The sequence below is a fragment of the Dialister micraerophilus genome (assembly GCF_947090205.1).
In the GTDB taxonomy this organism is placed as follows: domain Bacteria; phylum Bacillota; class Negativicutes; order Veillonellales; family Dialisteraceae; genus Dialister; species Dialister micraerophilus.
In genome coordinates, this window is the sequence record NZ_CAMUNF010000005.1 from 62,896 (window position 1) to 82,090 (window position 19,195).

Below are 19,195 nucleotides of genomic sequence, written 5' to 3' on the forward strand. Positions count from 1 at the left end.
TTTTTTATTACTTTAAAAAAATCCTAAAAACTGTTATACATACGATAAATACCGATTTTATCAATGTTTTTATTTTCGTTTTTAGTACTTGGTCTTAAAAGTTCTTGACAAAATTTTCATGTCATTTTATAATTAGTACGTTGTTATCAGAAATCATTCATTTTCAGAAATTTGTTTAGTTTTTATATTGTAATTGAGAATGCCTTTTCAGGCAAAAGGAGTGTATAATGTCACACGCAAAAATAAAGGTTGCTCTTGCAGCATTGCTCGCATGCAGTGCATTTTCCGCAAGTGCGGCAAGTCCTTTTTCGGATGTAGATCATAATGATTGGTCTTACAAAGCCGTTGCGGAATTATCCGAACAGGGTGTCGTTGACGGTTATCCGGACGGTTCTTTCAAGGGAAATAAGGAAATTTCACGTTTTGAAACTGCACAAATTGTTGCACGTTTACTCGCAAAGGAAAATTCTCTCAACAACGAACAGAAGGCAAGCGTTCATAAGTTGGCAAATGCTTACAGTGATGAATTGAAGCAGCTCGGCGTTCGTGTGGACAATGTTGAAAAGAAACTCGGAAAAACAGCTCTCATTACCGAAATTCGTGTTTCGGGTATGAATCGTTATGACAATATTTTCAAAGACACCAAGAAATCTCACTATGAATTCGGTGCAAGAGTCGGTTTCAACACGATTACAAAAGTTAATCCACGTACAACAGTTTACGGTCAGCTTGAAACTTACATGTCTTTGAACGGTCAGCCGATGTACGATGTAAATGCGGATCAGCATGAAGACAGCAAGTTGCACTTGGGAAGATTGTTTGTAACTCATCAGTTCGGTAAACAAGAAACCGATCCGAGAAGTCCGATGGGTCCTATGTCAAATATTATCGGTATCGGACAGTTTCCGGTAACTATGGGTGTAACCGGTTACACTTACAAGGGTAATTTCAAGGGTGCATTCATTCAGTTCGGTGATGCAAACAAAGGCGGACACTTGCGTCTTGCATACGGTCGTGCTACCGACATCAACTACGACTACACCGCACCGATGCAGAGAGGTATTCATAATTTCGACAAAACACTCGCTGAAATAAATAATAATCATGACGCACTAGCAGGCATAAAAGGTTTTGCCGCAACTAATGCTAAAGCTAAAGCTAAAGAAGCATTGATAAATGCAGTTAAAGCAGGTAAAGGAACACTTTATCCGCTCGCACCGAAAGTAATGATGAAGGATGGAGAAGATGCGGACGTTCCGGCTGCATATGCTTCCTACATTTACAAGAAACCCGGCAAGTATGAAGTTCATGCTTATGCTTTGAAGGCCGTTGGACCGGTTTCAAATATCGTTCAGGCTTACGGTACCGCTCTTTCTTACAATGTAACCGACAAGCTCAACCTGCACGGTGAATATGTAAAGAACTCCGTAAAATTGCCGCTCAATGATGAAAAACCTTCAAGCTATACTGTAGGATTCACATACGGCAATGCAAGCGTCTTGAAACCGAAGTCCTATTCATTCGGAATCGACTACATTCACAGTCAAGCCGGAACATACTTCGGCGGATCTTCAAGCGATATTGCAGATCAGTACATGGCTCATGTATACAAAGATTGGATACCTGCATATGCAAAAACGTCATTAGGCAAAATGCCGGCATACTTTGCAGATAAATTCGATAATCAGCTTAAAGCAAAAACAATTGAAGAAATTGTGAAAGCTAAAACAACACCTTCCGGCGGTGCGAAGTTCTTCCTTGCGAAGGCACAGTATGTACCGATTAAGGGATTGATTCTCGAAGCATCTTACGGTTTCAACGCAACCGACATGGGCGGAAAGCAGATGGATAACATTTTCCGTATTCAGGCTACCGCCTACATAAAATAATTAATTCCAAATCACCTCTATAAAAATAACCTCGTCAACTGCGGCGAGGTTATTTTTCATCGCTTATTCAATTGAAAAACCGATTTCCTTTTTCGGAAATCGGCTCTTTTTTATAATGGATTTTTTTCTGCAGCTCCGGTTTTTCTCGGAAAACGTTTCGGGCATTTTGAATTTTTTTGTATGTAGATAATATTTCTCTTATCTCCGTTTGAAAGTTCGAGATTTTTTATTTCAAAAACTTTCGCATCAAATGCTTTCAATACGTTTCCGCATTCTGAAAGTTCTTCTTTCGCTATTGCGCCTTTCATCGCTGCAAATATTCCTTCTTTTTTTACAAAGGGTAATGCCCATTCGCTTACCGTATTCATACGTTTTACCGCTCTTGCGGTCACTATATCGAATACATCTCTGTAATTTTCATCTCTTGCCGCATCTTCGGCTCTTGCGTGAAGTGTTTTTGCGTTTTTTATTTCAAGTTTTTCAAGTATTTCTTTTATCGCATCAAGTTTTTTACGCACCGCATCCATGAGTACCACTTGCATGTCGGGTCTTAATATCGCAAGTATTACTCCCGGAAATCCTCCTCCCGTACCGAGGTCGAGTATTTTTCCGTTTTCGGGAAAGTATTTTTCTTCGTATACCGTAAGCGAGTCGTACACGTTTTTTATCAAACTTTCTTCTTCGCTTTTTATACCCGTTAAATTGATGTGTTGATTTTTCTCGATTACATACTTGTTGTATGAAATAAGTTTTTCGTATGTTTCTTTATTTATTTCTTTTTTTATCGCATTGTCGAAAATGCTCATACTTTTTCACCTTTGTATTTTTTTACGTATACCATGAGTATTGCAATGTCTGCCGGCGATACTCCGGATATGCGTGATGCTTGTCCCAATGAGAGCGGTTTTATTTTCGTGAGTTTCTGTCGTGCTTCTATAGATATTCCTTCAAGTTTCATGAAGTCCATGTCTTGCGGAATTTTTTTGTTTTCCATTTTTTCCGCTTTTTTTATAGCATTTTCCTGTCTTGTTATGTATCCTTCGTATTTTACGGTTATTTCCATTTCTTCAACCGCTTCGGCGTCAAATTCTTTGCATCCGAGTTTTTCCACCATGTCTTTGTAGGTTATTTCCGGACGTTTCAATATTTTGTCCGCTCCTATGCCTGTTGTAAGCGGTGTCGTACCGAGTTCTTCGAGTGCTTTGTTTACATCTTCTTTGGGTGTAAATCTCTTTGTAGTTATGTAGTCCATAGCTTCTTCGAATTTGCGTTTTCTTTCGATGAAGTGCTTGTAGCGTTCTTCGTTCACAAGTCCGATTTTGTACCCTTTTTCGGTAAGTCTCAAGTCCGCATTGTCTTGACGGAGTATGAGTCTGTATTCACTTCTGCTTGTCATCATTCGATACGGTTCATTTGTTCCTTTTGTTACAAGGTCGTCTATGAGTGTACCGATGTATGCTTCATGTCTTGCAAGTATGAAAGGTTCTTTCCCCTGTATTTTGAGTGCGGCGTTTATTCCTGCCATAAGTCCTTGTGCCGCCGCCTCTTCGTAGCCCGATGTGCCGTTTGATTGTCCGGCGGAGTACAGTCCTTCCATTTTTATAACTTCAAGTGTCGGATAGAGTTGCAGCGGATCCAAAAGATCGTATTCGATAGCGTATGCCGGACGCATTACTTTTACATTTTCAAATCCCGGTATGGTTTTCAAAAATGCGTATTGCACGTCTATCGGCATCGAGGTGGACATTCCCTGTACATACATTTCGGTCGTATCAAGTCCTTCAGGTTCGACAAAGAGTTGGTGTTTGTCTTTGTCTGCAAATCTCACTACTTTATCTTCGATTGACGGGCAGTATCTTGCTCCAACCCCATGTATTTTACCGGAGTAAATCGGGGATCTGTGCAAGTTGTCACGAAGTATTTTATGTGTATTTTCATTTGTGTATGAAAGGTAACAGTCTTTGATATTTCTGTCCTTGCGTTCACTCAAAAATGAGAATGCGTGATTTTCTTTGTCGCCTTCTTCAAGTTTCATACGGTCATAGTTAAGACTTCTTCCGTCTACACGACTCGGTGTACCCGTTTTAAATCTCAGTATGTCTATTCCATGTTTTTTCAAATTTTCGGAAAGTCCTACCGACGGTCTCATTCCGTTAGGTCCGCCGGTGTACATGTATTCACCGACAATTATTCTGCTGTCCAAGTATGTTCCCGTACAGAGTATTACCGCTTTTGAACGGTATATTTCGTCAAATTCGGTTATTACACCTTTGCATTTTCCGTCTTCAACCACGATGTCCATTATTTGCGCTTGTTTCAATTCGAGGTTGTCGGTATTTTCCAAAATACTTTTGAAATATCTGTGGTATGCTCCTTTGTCGGATTGCGCACGAAGTGCATATACCGCCGGTCCTTTCCCGAGGTTGAGCATTCGCATTTGTATTGCGGTTTCATCGGCTGCAATTCCCATTTGTCCGCCGAGTGCATCTATTTCTTTTACGAGATGACTTTTCCCCGGTCCTCCGATTGCCGGATTGCAAGGCATCATCGCCACGTTTTCAAGTGATATTGTAAAGAGCAATGTCCTTGCTCCCAATCTTGCCGCTGCCAGTGCCGCTTCACAACCTGCATGCCCTGCACCGACAACAATTACGTCATAGGTATCTATCAGATACATTTATTTCCTTCTTTCATTACTTATTTGTTACAACTTATTATTTTATCATTATATGCCGAATAAATCTTCCGTATTCTTCTTTGCATTTGAAATTATTTCTTCTTCGGAAAGCGGCATGTATTTTGCAAGTTCTTGTGCTACATATACTATGTTTTGAGGTACGTTCGTACGTGGAAGTTTTCTTCCCCTCGGCGTAAGGTAGGGCGAATCCGTTTCAAGGAGCAATCTTTCTTTCGGTATGATTTCTACCGCATTACGAAGCTCGTCCGCACGTCTTTCATCACATATCCAACCCGTTATACCGATGTAAAATCCCATTTCAAGTAATACTTCAAGCGTTTTTCTTCCGCTTGTATAACAATGTACGACCGATTTTTTGCAGATGTTTTCATATCCTTCAAAGCATTTTATGAAATCTTCATCCGCATCACGCATGTGTAAAAACAAAGGTTTATCCAGTTTGACTGCAAGTTCGATATGTCTTTTGAAACATGTAAGTTGTACTTCCTTTTCGGAAAACATTCTGTTGTAGTCAAGTCCGCATTCGCCGACCGCAATTATTTTGTCGTTTGTTTTTATTATTTCTTCGATACGTTTGAAATCTTTTTCCGTTGCATTTTCCGCTTCGTGCGGATGTATCCCCGCCGTACCGTATACATCATGCTTTTTTGTAAATTCGTTTACAAGTTCGTTTTCACGTCCGCTTGAACCGGTGAGTATACATTCAACTCCGGCATCTCTTGCGTCATTTATTATTTTCATTTCGTCTTTGTACGAGTTTGTAAATAAATTTATACCGATGTCATAATATTTTATCATTTATTCTCCTATTTACCTACACAGAACCGGCTGAATATCGAATTTATAAGTTCATCGTCTACCGTATCTCCGGTGATTTCTCCCAGTATGTTCCAACTTTCGGTAAGATCCACGACAATGCAATCCGCCGGCATGTACAATTGCAAGCTTTCTTTTGCACGTATTACAGATTCATACGCTTTTTTTACAAGGTCGATATGTCTTAAATTTGTAAGGAACAATGCACGTCCGTCTTCTATGTCGCCGGTTTTTACGTAATCTTCAAGTACCTTTTCCAATTTGTTCATACCCGTTTTGTTTTTCGCCGATATTTCAAACACGGGCAAATCTTTTGCATACTTTGAAACGGTTTCTTTTGTCGTTTTCTTTTCCAAATCCGATTTGTTCAAAAGTACGACCGCTTTTCGTTTCGATATTTCCTCAAGCAATTTTTTATCGCTTTCTTCAAGTTCTTTCGAGCTGTCGATTACCATGAGTACCAAGTCGGCTTTTTCCATAGATTCTCTTGCACGTTCGATACCTATTTTTTCCACTTTGTTTTCGGTTTTTCTTATTCCGGCGGTATCCATAAGTATGAGCGGAATACCCGAAAGTGAAATGCTTTCTTCTATCGTATCCCTTGTCGTCCCCGGTATATCGGTAACTATTGCACGTTCCTCTTGCAGAAGCGTGTTCAAAAGACTTGATTTTCCTGCATTCGGTTTACCCACTATCGCAGTACGTATTCCGTCTTTTATAATGCGGCCCTTTTTCGAAGTTTCCAAAAGTGCATACAAAGTTTTTTCTATTTCCGAAAGTTCCGTTTCCATTTCATGACGTGTCAAATCTTTCAAATCTTCGTCCGGATAATCTATAGTGACCTCAAGTTTTGTAATGAGATCTTTCATCTTTTCACGATTTTCATGCACGAATTTCGACAATGCTCCCGACAGATGACTTTCCGCCTGTGTGAGTGCAACTGCGTTTTTCGCTTCGATTATATCCATTACGGCTTCCGCCTGTGTCAAATCGAGCCTTCCGTTTAAAAATGCACGTTTTGTAAATTCTCCTCGTTCCGCAATCGTTGCACCTTTTTCAAGTACGAGTTCCAATGTCTGACGAAGTGCTTCCTGAGATCCGTGAATTTGTATTTCCACAACATCCTCGCCCGTATACGAATGCGGCGCTTTCATGTATACGGCAAGTCCCTCATCTATTTTCTTTTCATCTCTTTTTACATACCCGAAATACATTTTGTAGGGAATTGCATCTTTGAAAGTATTCAATTTTTTTGTATAAAATACACGTTCCGCTATATCACATGCGGAAATACCGCTTATTCTTATTATTCCTATGCCGCCCTCTCCGCTTCCGGTCGCAATTGCGGCAATTGTAGTTTCTTCATACATATACTTATCTCCTTATTAATTAGTATTTTACCAAAATCTTTTTAAAAAAACATCGAAAATCGTTTATATTTTTACCTTTTTATATTTTAAAGAGGCTTGATTTTATAAATTCGGAACTCTTTTTCGCTTTTTTAGGCCGCCGCTTTTTTAAATTTAAGCTCGTATTTATGCTATATTTTCTGTACGTCCTATATTTTCGGTGTACACTAAATTAATATGTTTAAATTGTTTTAAACTATTTTCTGAAAAATACTTGACGTATACCGACATAGTGGTATAATAACTTCTAAATGAGTTGCTTTTTAGGAAACAGTAAATATTTGAACTTATATATTATCGTATATTCGCAACCATAGAAATTCTGTTTCACTATATACGAAAGATACATTTATTTTTTCAGGAGGTATTAAATGAAAAAACTGCTCGCTTGTGCCCTTGCGGCATCTGTGGCAATTTTCGGTTTAACAGCTTGTTCAAATCAAGATAAAGCCGATGCACACAAGTTGAAAATCGTTACTACAAATTTCGCCGAATATGATTTCGCACGTCAGATTACAGGTGACAAGGCAGATGTAAAGATGCTTTTGAAACCGGGTGCGGAAAGTCACAGTTATGAACCGTCACCACAGGACATCAAAACAATTCAGGACAGCGATCTCTTCGTTTATGTAGGCGGAGACAGCGATGAATGGGTAGGCGACATTCTCGAATCTATGGACAAGAAGCCGAACACATTCAAGCTCATGGATGCTGTAGACTTGATGGAAGAAGAAGTAAAAGAAGGAATGGTTCATGAACATCACCATGACGACAAAGACTGCTGTGATGAACATGAACACGAACATGAACATGAACACGAACATGAACATGAACATGAAGAACATGCAGATAAGCATGAAGAACACGCTGACAAGCATGAACACGAACATGAAGAACATGCTCACGAACATGAACACGAACATGAAGAACATGCTGATGAACCGGAAATGGACGAACACGTTTGGACATCTCCTGTAAACGCTATCAAGATTGTTGAAAAGATGAGTGCTGAAATTATCAAGCTCGATCCGAACAATGCAGATACATACAAGAAGAACACTGAAGAATACATCAAGAAGCTTCAGAAACTTGACGGTGAATTCCGTGAAGTTGTAAAGAACGGAAAGAGAAAAGAAATTGTCGTAGGTGACCGTTTCCCGTTCCTCTACTTTGTAAAAGAATACGGTATTGAATACTATGCAGCATTCCCGGGATGCTCAAAGGATACGGATACAAATCCGGCAACAATTGCATTCTTGACAGAAAAGGTTAAAGAGGATAATATTCCTGTAGTATTCCACATCGAATTGTCGAACGAACAGATGAGTAAGGCAATTGCAGAAGCTACAGGCGCAAAGAGCGAATTACTCAATGCCGTTCACAATATCAGCGATGAAGACTTCAAGAAAGGCGTAACCTACATTGATCTCATGGAACACAATGTAGAAGTACTCAAAGAGGCGTTGAATTAATGAGTTTGCTTACATGCAAAAATCTTTCCATGGCATATGAAGGAAAGATCGTTTTAAAAGACATCAATTTCACTGTTGATACCGGGGACTATCTCGGTATCATCGGTGAGAACGGTGCCGGAAAAAGTACATTGATAAAAGGTATTCTCCGTTTGAAAAGAATTTCAGGCGGAGAAATTTCCTATGGTGACAATTTGCGTGCCGATGAAATCGGTTACTTGCCGCAACAAACACAAGTCCAAAAAGATTTTCCCGCAAGTGTAGAGGAAATAGTTCTTTCGGGTCGTCTTAATCGTTGCGGTTTTTATCCTTTTTACAGAAAAAAAGACTACGAAGATGTCGCCGAAAAGCTCGAGATGCTTCAAATCTCACATTTAAAAGACAGATGCTATCGTGATTTATCCGGAGGACAACAGCAACGTGTATTGCTTGCACGTGCTTTATGTTCCACACGCAAACTACTTCTTTTGGACGAACCGGTAACGGGACTCGATCCCGTAATCACGTCCGACTTTTACAAACTCGTAAAAGAATGCGTGGAAAAATACAATATTACCGTCATCATGGTTTCACATGACGTAAGCGGTATAATAAATCAAGCAAATCATATATTACACCTTTCAGGTCACAGGCAAAAATTCTTCGGAACAACCGAGGAATACAAAGCAAGCGACATCGGAAAAGGCTTTATAAGGAGTATCGAACCATAATGCAAGAACTATTACAAATGTTGAGCTATCCTTTTATGATTCGTGCGCTCATAGTAGGAATCATGGTATCCCTGTGTTCATCACTTTTGGGTACAAGTCTGGTACTGAAACGCTACTCCATGATAGGAGACGGGCTTTCACACGTAGGATTTGCCGCACTCGCCATTGCATATGCGATGCACATGGCACCGCTCACACTTGCAATACCGGTATGCGTACTTGCAGCATTCTTTCTTCTGCAACTGGAAGACAACGCACGCATAAAAGGAGACTCCGCAACGGCACTCCTCTGCAGCGGTTCACTTGCAATAGGTGTAATGACGGTATCACTCACAACCGGTATGAATACGGACGTATGCAACTACATGTTCGGAAGTATACTGGCAATGAGCAAGTATGACGTATACCTTTCCGTAATACTCAGCGTATGCGTACTCATACTGTATGTATTATTTTACAACCGTATTTTTGCCGTAACGTTTGACGAATCATTTGCAAAAGCTACCGGCACAAATACCTATCTCTACAATATGATTATTGCACTGCTTACAGCGATAACAATTGTACTGGGAATGCGTATGATGGGAGCATTGCTCATCTCAAGCCTCATCGTATTTCCCTCACTTACCGCAATGCAGATTTGCAGCCGATTTAAAACTACTGTAATCTGCTCGGCAATATTTGCATTGGTATGCTTTGTTGCCGGAATAACACTTTCATACCTGCATTCCATACCTACAGGTGCATGCATAGTCGTATTGAATATAATTTTGCTTTTCATCGTAATGGGAATAAGAAAAGCGAAGGAACGTGTATAATGAATAAAAAAATCATTGCTTTGTGTTTAAGTTCACTTATTCTTTGTATGGCAGGATGCGGATCGGACAACTCGGCATCACCGGATACACCTCCGCCGCCGAAAGTACCTCCACAGGAGCAAACACTTCCGGACAAACCGATAGTACCTCTCAAAAAAGAAGACATCGAAAATCAGCAAGGATTTCCGAAATTCAATGTAAAATATGACATTGCAGCCGACAGACAAAACTTCGACAAAAACAATATAGATATAACTGTCGGAGATACGCACTACATGACACAAATTAATGACTGGTACATGAACTTCAAAGACTATGAAAACAAGACGGTAGTAATAGAAGGCTACTTCCTTACCATAAACGGACACTACTTCATAGGAAGAAACGGACCGACATGCCCATACTGTACCGGCGGATACGTCGACTTCGAATTTACAACGGACGAAACGTTGAAAGACTTGAAACCGCTCGACTCTTGGATAAGAGTAACGGGCATACTTCGTGAAGCCGATGTACAAATGAGCGAAAAAACAACGGTTCCCTTCTACCATATAGAAGCAATATCCATAGAAAAAATTCCCTACTCGGGAAAAGGAACTATTACGGACTGACCGATGAAATATTTCCGAAAATATAATATTCAACAAACGAAAAACGCGAAAATTCTCGCGTTTTTTTATTTCATAAAAATATTCAATTCTCCAAAATTCAAATTCAATTCAAACCGACGCATACTTGACTATACGAAAAAAACCTTTATTTTTTACAAAAAATCTTGAAAAATACAAAATAATTTATAGAATCCGACCGTCCAATGTGGTATATTGTTGTTGTAGAAATATATATATTCAATATAACCAATCACGCAACATTTTATACCGAAAGGGTAACGACATGAAAGAAAAACAGATACTTCTCATAGGCGACATAGTAGGCTACGGCAAAGTGGCACTGTCCGCCATGATACCGATACTTTCATACATGGGAGTACGTGCACAGAATTTGCCGACCGCCATAATTTCAAACACTTTGGATCATGGAATATTTGAAATACTCGACACCACCACGTACATGCAAAAGACTTTGGAAATATGGAAACGCAACGGATTTTCATTCGATGCGATATTCACCGGATTTCTTTTAAATGAAAAACAAATGGATATAATTTCCGACCTTTGCAAAAAAATGTCCCTTGAAAACAAACTCATATTCAACGACCCGATAATGGCGGATTGGGGCGAACTTTACAACGGAGTTACGGACGAAAACGTCGCATACATGAAAGAAATCGTTTCAATTTCGGATATTACAATACCCAACTATACCGAAGCATGCTTTTTGACGGACACGAAAATAAATATGGAAAGCATATCGAAACTTGAAATCATGAAAATAATAGACAAGCTGCTTACATCCGGTGCAAAAAACGTTATCATAACAAGCACTTTTACCGAAAACGAAAAATGTATCGCCGGATTTGACGCAAAGAAAAACGAATACTTTTTCATCCCCTACGATGAAATACCCGTAAAAGCTACCGGCACGGGAGATATTTTTTCATCTGTCACGATAGGCCACATAATGAAAGGCGAAAGCGTGGAAAACTCCGCAAGACATGCCGGACGTGTAGTCAGAAGCATGATTCAAAAAAATTCATTCAACGAAGGCACGATGAACGGACTTACAATAGAAAAATTCATGAACATATTGGATGAGTAAACAGACGAAAACCGCTCAAATCAATTAAATACTTCAATATAAAAACAAAAAACTCTCTGCAACGACTTTATCGTCAAGCGGAGAGTTTTCAATTGTAAATTTTTATTCCACGATTTTCATCGACAGCAAGTACAATCAACTCATTATCTTTTATTTCGGCAATAATACGATAATTTCCTACCCTATATCGCCAATAATTGCGTAAATTTCCGGTCAATGCTTTTCCGTATAATCTCGGATTTTCGGTGTTTACCAAATTTTTATCTATCCAACCTTTAATCAAAATTTTGATAGATGCATCCAATTTGCCGATAGATTTTTTCGCCTTCTTTGTATACAAAACTTCAAACTTCATAATCCGAACTCCGACCATAATTTTTCAATTGGATACGTTTTAAGAGTTCCGGCTTTCTTTTCTTTTTCGTACTCTTCAATAACTTTTAAATCATATTCATCTTCAATTTTTTCAATCATTGTACTTCTTATTATTTCGGACAATGTTTTGTTGTGAGATTTTGCATACGCTTTTAAAACTTGCAAATCTTCATCCGGTATACGCAAGCTTATTGTCGCCATAAGATCACCTCCTATATTACAAATGCATTACTGATATAATTTTACAATTTCATTTTGACTTTTTCAAAAAAGAGTAAGAAATGGTCTTACTCCGATTTATTACATCAAGAAATAATTTTGCCCGATCAATACGCTGCACGTTTGCAAAGTAAATATTTGAGAACGAGAGAAAAACTTGAAGGACGAGCGGGTAAATCGTATCTGTCTAAACCTATGAAAAATGAAAGCGCCTGAATAACTTCATCATCAAGTAAACTCAAATGATACTCCAAAGGTGAAGGGTCGAACTTTTTTAAAATCATTCGTGACATTTTTCTCGAAAGACCGTAAAATACACACTTCTTGCAAACGGAATTCGAAATACTCATTGAAAGCTCCGGCTCGTACCTCCAATCGGGAGAAATTTTTGTAATCATATCCAAAAACTCACGAAAAAATTCCGTCATCGAAACATCGGATCCCAATACATAGTAAATTCCACGATAAAAATCCGGAAAAGAAATTTCATCAAAATTCATAATTGCTCCTTTCAAAAAGTAACCGAAAAAAGAAATACATAATGTATAATCAAAATAATTATAGAACGTTTGTTCTAATTCTAGCACGTGCAATATTAAAAAATCAAGAAAGGAAAAGTATGAATAAAGAAAGACAAATACCGGAAAGAAGTGATGAAGAACTTGCAAAAGAAGTACAAAACGAAAACAAAAACGCACTTGAAATATTGGTACGGAAATATGCACCTTTGATTTACTCTTTGACGAGGAAAAACTTCGAGAAAAATTTTTCACAAGACTTGGCACAGGATTTGTGGGTGAAATTCATCGAGCATACAAAAAATTATGACGAAACGAAAAACAGTTCTTTCGCCGGATACATAAAAGTCATGTTATATGCCGATCGCTGGACGATACTTCGAAGACATATGAAAAATATACAAAGAGAGTCGGCAAATTTGGAAGATGTCGAAAAAAGCACCTACGACAGATATGAAAATCTTGAAAACGAAGAAACGGAAAAAATAATAAAAAAACTTGAGCTTACCGAAAAACAACAAATATTTCTCAAACACAGAAGAGAAAATCCGGACGCACCCATGAGAGAAATCGCAAGCAAAATGGGCATTTCTCAAGTTGCGGCACACAAAATGCAAAAACGCATACAAAAAATTTTTATCAAAGCAGGTTATAAAAATTGAAATCATTTGCATGTAAGTAATGAAGGTCACGAGACCGGAAAGGAGGGCAACATGGAAAAGTTGGAAATCACGTTCAACGTTGAAGGCGGAAAAACAACCAAGCTTATCATACGTGAACCGAAGGAAAACCTCACAAAAGCGACAGTGGCATCCGCTTGTGAAAAAATCGTTCCCGTGCTTACAAACAGCCTCGGCAACAAAGTAACCGGCTTTGAAAAAGCACAGAAAGTAACAACCGAAATCGAAGAATTGGAATAATTCAAGATTTCATAAATTAAAGAAAGGAGAAAAAAATGTCTATAGCAAAAGAAACACTGAAGAGTACCGTAGTTGTAGTTCTCGAAGGAGATGCAATGAAAAACGGTAAAAAGGGCGTGAAGAAAATCAAGCTCGACCGAATTGTGAAAAACGCATCGGACGAAGCTTTGAAAAACGCCGGAAACTCACTCGCAGCACTTCAGAAAAGAGCGCTCATGAGTATACAAAGAGTAGATGTATCTGAACTCAAGGAGGCATAATGGAAAAAAACAAAATCAGGGCATTACTTGAAATGGTAATATATTCAATAATCGAAATCATACTCGACAAAATCGAAAAAAGATTTCCGCAGGAAGTAGAAAAACAATATCCCTGCTTGGTAAACTAAGCAACAAAAGAGGCATCGTAAAGATGCCTTTTTGCTTAGGTAAAAATATCCGCATTGTAAAATTTCACTATCCGGTTAAAAAAATCATAAAAATAATCAGATATTGAATTTTGTACTTGAGTACATTATATTGTACACAGAGAGGTAGTTATAATGTCAACAATAAATATAACCGATTTCAGAAAAAATATATTTGAATATTTAAATCGAACAATACAATACAATGAACCTTTAAGCATAACTACAAAAACCGGAAATGCAGTAATATTAAGTGAAGAAGATTATCTCGGACTTATGGAAACTTTGTATCTTTCTTCAAATGCGAAATTAAAAAAAGAAGTTATTGAAGGTATGAAAACTCCTATTCACGATTGTATACCTGAAAATGAGGTAAATTGGTAATGTACTCGATTTTTTATGCAAAAATTAAAGAATGCAAAATTAGACAAAAAAGCAAAAGCTTTAATAGACTTAATAAAAACATATCCCTATCAATCTCCACCTTCATATGAAAAACTGCAAGGCACTTTGTACGGAGCATATTCAAGACGAATAAATATAAAACATCGTCTTGTATACCAAGTCTTGAAAAAAGAAAAAATCATAAAAATATTAAGCCTTTGGACTCATTACGAATAAAACGGAAAAGCAAAAAGAACTCACCTTTTGATGAGTTCTTTTCGTTTGCATTTATTAGAATACATAGTTCAAGGAAACATTCCAAATGTTATTGTACTTGGTACGATTTTCGTTCTTGAAGCTCTGTGTCTTGCTGTTGAACTTGTAGTTTGCATTCAAGGTCACGTCTTTTGCTACTGCAACCTTTGCGCTTGCCACCCAGGACTGTGCTCCATGACTATGATTTTTGTATCCGCCAATCTTGTCGTTAATTGCCGCATTGGAACCGCCGAGGTAGGAACCGCCTTCCACATCGTAGTAGTGGAGACCGAGCTGTGCCATGCCCATGTCGTAAGTAGCACCTACATCCCAGAAACGTGCATCGTGATCGGCATCTGCCGGCTTGGAAATGCTGCGTACATAATCACCTTCGAAGCTCAATGCCTTGTTCAACTGCACCTTACCGTTGAATCCGACAAATTCTTCCGCCGGTCTTGTCTTATCGATTTTAGCGAAATGAGTGAAGAATGAACCGAGTTGTACCTTATCATTTACACGAACACCCGCCTGAGCAAACCATGCCTGCTGATCGTCTCTGGAAGTCAAATTAAAACCTACCTTACCTTTAGATTTATCTTTCTTCTGATAAGCGAACTTGCTTGCAAAATCCAAATCTCTGTAACGACCGTATCCTGCCTGTACATTGTACTTGCCGAGGTCGTGGCTTACAACCACACCGTCAAATGCACCGTCATACCATGCACCCGTACCGAGTGTTACGTCCGTACGACCGGCATCAATTGTGAATCCTTTCACCGGTGTGTATTCACCATGAAGTCTCTTTACTTCGAAAGTAGCAGCTTTTGAGTTGTCTAAATCGAAAGAACTTTCAACCTGTGCCTTTACCGCTACTTGCGGATTTGACTGTGCCTTCAAATTAAGACGCATACGTGCAGTATAGCTGTCTGATACTTTTTCAAATTCTCTAGGTCTACCGTTGCTCATTGCTTTGAACGCATCTCTGTGTTCGTATTTTACACGAGCATCGCCTGTCCATGTAACGTTTCCTACTTTGTTTTCGAGGTTGCTTACACGAACGCCGAGGTTGGAAAGTTCGTCAGCGTATTCTGCTGCGAGTTTTTCAACTGTTGCTTTCTGCTGAGCGTTGAGCTGACTTTCCTGTGCGAGAAGTCTTGCAACGATCTGTGCAACTTCAAAGCGTGTAATGTGCTTTTCTCCGCCGAATGTACCGTTCGGGTAGCCTTCTACTACGCCCTGTGCGGACAAGTCCGCTACCGCCTGATATGCCCAGTGATCCATACCTACGTCACTGAACGGGTTTGCGGCATATGCGCTTACACCTGCAGTGAGTGCAGCTACTGCTGCCAATGCGAAAATCTTTTTCATTTTTATCTCCTTAAAAAAACTCCCTTTTGAAATGTACAAAGAGTCACCGTGTTTCCTCTTTACATCGGAAAGCAAGGGATACTCACTCCGACTTTTCAAATATTAGCATACATATTTTTCATTCTCAATTTTATTGCGAATGTTTTACAAACATAAATCTCGATTTATATTTTTAACTTGAAGAAATTATTTTACTTTTCAAAAATAAATTTTATTTATTTAATCGTTATATTTTTATTTATGTATTTATCATGAATAAAACAAATATCGGAAATCTCATCTTTACACATAAAAAAAGAACCCATCTTTCGATGAGTTCTTTTCGTTTGTATTTATTAGAATGCGTAGTTCAAGGATACGTTCCAAACGTTCTGGAGATCTTTGTCCTTAGCGTCCTGACCAGCTGCTCCCAACTTCTGAGTCTTTGCATTGAAGCTGTAGTTAGCTTTCAAGCTCAAGTCCTTAGCGAGTGCTACTTCACCGCTTGCTACCCAGAAACGAGCACCGTCAACGTTTTCGAAAATGTCACTGAATGCAGCTGTTGTGCCACCGAAGTATGCACCTCTTTCTACATCGTAGTAGTGAACGCCGAGCTGTGCCATTCCGAAGTCATAGGTTGCACCTGCTGCCCACAAATGCGGCTTGTGGTCTGCTGTGTCAGCCTGCTTAGCCAAGTTTCTTACGTATTCACCGTCGAGGCTCAATGCGTCTGTCAACTGAACGTTTGCATTTACACCTGCAAATTCAGAAGCGTCTTTCTGAGCATCAGCTTTTTCAAACTGGGTGTAGAATGCACCGAGGGTAACCTTGTCCATTACCTTAGCATGTCCCTGTACAAAGAGAGCTTTGCTGTCTTTAGTAAAGTTATGCTTTGTTCCAGCTACATCATCAGCCTTATCAGCCTTAGCAGCTACTTTGTAGTCCTGATTAAATTTCTTGGAGAAATCAGCAAACAAACCATAACCTGCCTGTACGTCAAATTTGCCCATGTCGTAGGAAGCTACTACACCGTTGAAGTCGCTGTCATAGAATGCACCGTTTCCGAGTGTTGCATCTGTACGGCCTGCATCAATTGTCAAGCCTGCTACCGGAGCGTATTCAGCGTGAAGTTTATTTACAGATACTGTACCGAATTCAGCATTACTCTGGAAATCTGTATCTGCTTCCAACTGAGACTTTACAGTAATCTGCGGATTAGCCTGAGCTTTGAGGTTCAAACGTACACGACCTGTGTATTCATCTTTCTTAGCAACATCTGCAGCAACGCCTCTAGCGTCATTCTTATCCATTTTTACGTGACGCTGGAACTGTACACGAGCATCTCCTGTCCATGTAACGTTTCCTACTTTGTTTTCGAGGTTGCTTACACGAACGCCGAGGTTGGAAAGTTCGTCAGCGTATTCTGCTGCGAGTTTTTCAACTGTTGCTTTCTGCTGAGCGTTGAGCTGGCTTTCCTGTGCGAGAAGTCTTGCAACGATCTGTGCAACTTCGTAACGGGTAATGTGTTTTTCACCCTGGAATGTGCCGTTCGGGTAGCCTTCTACTACGCCCTGTGCGGACAAGTCTGCTACTGCCTGATATGCCCAGTGATCTGTGCTTACATCACTGAACGGGTTTGCTGCGTATGCGCTTACGCCTGCTGTGAGTGCAGCTACTGCTGCCAATGCGAGAATCTTTTTCATGAGATTATCTCCTTTCAAATTCGCTCCTAAATTTGCGAGTTTCCGTGTTTCCTCGTTGTCACCGGAGCCTTTGTGACACATACATTTTAGCACAGTTCTGCAAATATTTCAAAATTTATTTGATTTTTATTGTTTATACGTTCAAAAATTTTTTTATAACTCATTATAATCTTCATTTCCCATTTTATATTTATTTGTTTTTTGAATGATTTCGCCGTGTAAGTTTTATTTCATCATCATAAAAAGAAAGAACTCACCTTTCGATGAGTTCTTTCATTCGTTTTGATTAGAATGTATAGTTCAAAGATACATTCCAGAAGTTATGCAACGAAGATACTGTCGGTTGAGCTCCGTCGGCATGAATACGTGACTGTGCCTTGGATCTGAAGTTATAGTTTGCTTCAAGTGTCACATCATCTGCAACCGGCATTACAAGAGATGCCGACCAGAAACGTCTGCCTGATGTACCGTCCATACCGTATGAAAGTGCCAAGTTCGATCCGCCGATGTAGGAACCTGATTCCACGTCATAGTAGTGAAGTCCTAATTTTGCCATACCGAGACGATAATTAAGTCCAGCATTCCAAAAACGTGCTTTATGGTCTGCATCGGCTACAAGGTGACGGTTTCCGACATATTCACCATCAAGGCTCAATGCATCGCCAAGTTGTACTTTACCGTTGACTCCGACAAATTCTTCTGCCGGTTTTGTATTTTCTTTTTTATTGAAGTGTGTGAAGAAAGCGCCGAGTGTCACGTACTTACCGAGCATCGTGTGTCCCTGTACGAACCACATTTCTTTCTTTGTATCGATATTGAACGGGGCGGTTACTTCCACATCACCTTTTGCGGAATCTTTATGAGGGAAGAAGTATTTCTGTTCCAAATTCCCATAATCGGTCAGACGTCCGTATCCCGCTTGCAAGCCGATGATGTTGTTATCATAGGTTGCAACGATACCGTTGATACCCTTTCCGTACCATGCTCCCGATCCGATGACCGCATCTGTATGTCCCAAATCAATCATGGTATTTTTCATCGGTGAGTATTCGACATGGAGGCGATCTACCTTAATAATGCCGTTGTCACCGTACGGCTCACGATCCAAATTCTTTCCGTCAAAGCTGAATGTATTTACGAGACGTGCTTTCACTGCCATTTCCGGACTTGTCTGTGCCGTTACGTTCAAACGAATACGTCCTGTAATTTCATAGTGTGAATCTTCTTGCGGATCCAATTTCATCTCACGTTCGTATTTCACACGAGAGTCACCTGTCCATGTGATGTTTCCTACTTTGTTTTCGAGGTTGCTTACACGAACGCCGAGGTTGGAAAGTTCGTCAGCGTATTCCGCTGCCAATTTTTCAACTGTCGCTTTCTGCGAAGCGTTGAGCTGGCTTTCCTGTGCGAGAAGTCTTGCAACGATTTGTGCAACTTCAAAGCGTGTAATGTGCTTTTCTCCACCGAATGTGCCGTTCGGGTATCCTTCCACTACACCTTGTGCGGACAAGTCCGCTACAGCCTGATATGCCCAGTG

22 protein-coding genes are annotated in these 19,195 nt (G+C 39.6%); 12 read left to right on the forward strand and 10 right to left on the reverse strand.

Annotated elements, in window-relative coordinates; genetic code table 11:
* Window positions 1–227 precede the first annotated feature (227 nt).
* Window positions 228–1,889: an S-layer homology domain-containing protein gene (locus P6922_RS04075; RefSeq protein ID WP_276874549.1), complete on the forward strand. Its 1,662-nt coding sequence runs from the start codon at window positions 228–230 to the stop codon at window positions 1,887–1,889.
* A 110-nt stretch (window positions 1,890–1,999) separates the two neighbouring features.
* On the opposite strand, the gene rsmG is transcribed toward P6922_RS04075, so the two are convergent.
* Genes rsmG through mnmE form a run of 4 tightly spaced genes read right to left on the reverse strand, consistent with a single transcriptional unit; the run spans window position 2,000 to window position 6,773 of the window.
* Window positions 2,000–2,695: a 16S rRNA (guanine(527)-N(7))-methyltransferase RsmG gene (gene rsmG, locus P6922_RS04080; protein ID WP_276874550.1), complete on the reverse strand. Its 696-nt coding sequence runs from the start codon at window positions 2,693–2,695 to the stop codon at window positions 2,000–2,002.
* Window positions 2,692–4,566 carry a tRNA uridine-5-carboxymethylaminomethyl(34) synthesis enzyme MnmG gene (mnmG, locus tag P6922_RS04085; RefSeq protein ID WP_276874552.1) on the reverse strand — a complete coding sequence of 625 codons (1,875 nt, stop codon included), beginning with the start codon at window positions 4,564–4,566 and terminating at the stop codon, window positions 2,692–2,694. The genes rsmG and mnmG overlap by 4 nt, the downstream gene beginning before the upstream one ends.
* Before the next feature lie 48 nt (window positions 4,567–4,614).
* Window positions 4,615–5,385, reverse strand: a complete 771-nt coding sequence (locus P6922_RS04090; RefSeq protein ID WP_007554778.1) for a TatD family hydrolase — start codon at window positions 5,383–5,385, stop codon at window positions 4,615–4,617.
* Between the two features lie 8 nt (window positions 5,386–5,393).
* Window positions 5,394–6,773, reverse strand: a complete 1,380-nt coding sequence (gene mnmE, locus P6922_RS04095) for a tRNA uridine-5-carboxymethylaminomethyl(34) synthesis GTPase MnmE (protein WP_276874554.1) — start codon at window positions 6,771–6,773, stop codon at window positions 5,394–5,396.
* Window positions 6,774–7,183: 410 nt separating this feature from the next.
* Here mnmE and P6922_RS04100 point away from each other — a divergent pair, with 410 nt between their 5' ends.
* From P6922_RS04100 to P6922_RS04120, 5 genes are all read left to right on the forward strand, one after another.
* Window positions 7,184–8,284 (forward strand): metal ABC transporter substrate-binding protein, encoded by a 1,101-nt coding sequence (locus tag P6922_RS04100; protein WP_276874556.1) that lies wholly within the window; start codon window positions 7,184–7,186, stop codon window positions 8,282–8,284.
* Window positions 8,284–8,994: a metal ABC transporter ATP-binding protein gene (locus P6922_RS04105; protein WP_276874558.1), complete on the forward strand. Its 711-nt coding sequence runs from the start codon at window positions 8,284–8,286 to the stop codon at window positions 8,992–8,994. Before P6922_RS04100 ends, P6922_RS04105 begins: the two co-directional genes overlap by 1 nt.
* On the forward strand, window positions 8,994–9,812 hold the full coding sequence (locus P6922_RS04110) for a metal ABC transporter permease (RefSeq protein WP_007556083.1): 819 nt from the start codon (window positions 8,994–8,996) through the stop codon (window positions 9,810–9,812). The genes P6922_RS04105 and P6922_RS04110 overlap by 1 nt, the downstream gene beginning before the upstream one ends.
* Complete coding sequence (locus tag P6922_RS04115; protein ID WP_276874560.1) at window positions 9,812–10,423, forward strand: TIGR03943 family putative permease subunit; 612 nt, start codon at window positions 9,812–9,814, stop codon at window positions 10,421–10,423. The genes P6922_RS04110 and P6922_RS04115 overlap by 1 nt, the downstream gene beginning before the upstream one ends.
* Window positions 10,424–10,706: 283 nt before the next feature.
* The gene (locus tag P6922_RS04120) at window positions 10,707–11,531 is read left to right on the forward strand and encodes a pyridoxamine kinase (RefSeq protein ID WP_276874562.1); all 825 of its coding nucleotides are present in this window, start codon (window positions 10,707–10,709) and stop codon (window positions 11,529–11,531) included.
* An 88-nt stretch (window positions 11,532–11,619) separates the two neighbouring features.
* On the opposite strand, the gene P6922_RS04125 is transcribed toward P6922_RS04120, so the two are convergent.
* The 3 genes from P6922_RS04125 to P6922_RS04135 form a co-directional block, all read right to left on the reverse strand.
* Window positions 11,620–11,886: a type II toxin-antitoxin system RelE family toxin gene (locus P6922_RS04125; RefSeq protein WP_276874566.1), complete on the reverse strand. Its 267-nt coding sequence runs from the start codon at window positions 11,884–11,886 to the stop codon at window positions 11,620–11,622.
* Window positions 11,883–12,107 (reverse strand): type II toxin-antitoxin system RelB family antitoxin, encoded by a 225-nt coding sequence (gene relB, locus P6922_RS04130; RefSeq protein WP_276874568.1) that lies wholly within the window; start codon window positions 12,105–12,107, stop codon window positions 11,883–11,885. Before relB ends, P6922_RS04125 begins: the two co-directional genes overlap by 4 nt.
* Before the next feature lie 125 nt (window positions 12,108–12,232).
* Complete coding sequence (locus P6922_RS04135; RefSeq protein WP_276874570.1) at window positions 12,233–12,625, reverse strand: hypothetical protein; 393 nt, start codon at window positions 12,623–12,625, stop codon at window positions 12,233–12,235.
* A gap of 119 nt (window positions 12,626–12,744) precedes the next feature.
* Here P6922_RS04135 and P6922_RS04140 point away from each other — a divergent pair, with 119 nt between their 5' ends.
* From P6922_RS04140 to P6922_RS06015, 6 genes are all read left to right on the forward strand, one after another.
* Window positions 12,745–13,305 carry an RNA polymerase sigma factor gene (locus P6922_RS04140; RefSeq protein ID WP_276874572.1) on the forward strand — a complete coding sequence of 187 codons (561 nt, stop codon included), beginning with the start codon at window positions 12,745–12,747 and terminating at the stop codon, window positions 13,303–13,305.
* Between the two features lie 51 nt (window positions 13,306–13,356).
* Window positions 13,357–13,563, forward strand: a complete 207-nt coding sequence (locus P6922_RS04145; RefSeq protein WP_007554788.1) for a DUF2922 domain-containing protein — start codon at window positions 13,357–13,359, stop codon at window positions 13,561–13,563.
* A 35-nt stretch (window positions 13,564–13,598) separates the two neighbouring features.
* Complete coding sequence (locus P6922_RS04150) at window positions 13,599–13,823, forward strand: DUF1659 domain-containing protein (RefSeq protein WP_007554836.1); 225 nt, start codon at window positions 13,599–13,601, stop codon at window positions 13,821–13,823.
* Window positions 13,823–13,951, forward strand: coding sequence for a hypothetical protein (locus P6922_RS04155; RefSeq protein ID WP_007556073.1), 129 nt, complete (start codon window positions 13,823–13,825; stop codon window positions 13,949–13,951). Before P6922_RS04150 ends, P6922_RS04155 begins: the two co-directional genes overlap by 1 nt.
* A 153-nt stretch (window positions 13,952–14,104) precedes the next feature.
* Window positions 14,105–14,353, forward strand: coding sequence for a type II toxin-antitoxin system Phd/YefM family antitoxin (locus P6922_RS04160; protein WP_276874574.1), 249 nt, complete (start codon window positions 14,105–14,107; stop codon window positions 14,351–14,353).
* 15 nt (window positions 14,354–14,368) lie between these two features.
* Window positions 14,369–14,590, forward strand: coding sequence for a Txe/YoeB family addiction module toxin (locus P6922_RS06015; protein ID WP_423777936.1), 222 nt, complete (start codon window positions 14,369–14,371; stop codon window positions 14,588–14,590).
* Between the two features lie 54 nt (window positions 14,591–14,644).
* On the opposite strand, the gene P6922_RS04165 is transcribed toward P6922_RS06015, so the two are convergent.
* The 3 genes from P6922_RS04165 to P6922_RS04175 all read right to left on the reverse strand — a co-directional run.
* On the reverse strand, window positions 14,645–15,976 hold the full coding sequence (locus tag P6922_RS04165; RefSeq protein WP_276874576.1) for a porin: 1,332 nt from the start codon (window positions 15,974–15,976) through the stop codon (window positions 14,645–14,647).
* 335 nt (window positions 15,977–16,311) lie between these two features.
* On the reverse strand, window positions 16,312–17,658 hold the full coding sequence (locus P6922_RS04170) for an S-layer homology domain-containing protein (protein ID WP_276874578.1): 1,347 nt from the start codon (window positions 17,656–17,658) through the stop codon (window positions 16,312–16,314).
* A 286-nt stretch (window positions 17,659–17,944) separates the two neighbouring features.
* Window positions 17,945–19,195: S-layer homology domain-containing protein (locus P6922_RS04175; protein ID WP_276874580.1), on the reverse strand; the 1,251-nt coding region annotated here is incomplete at its 5' end.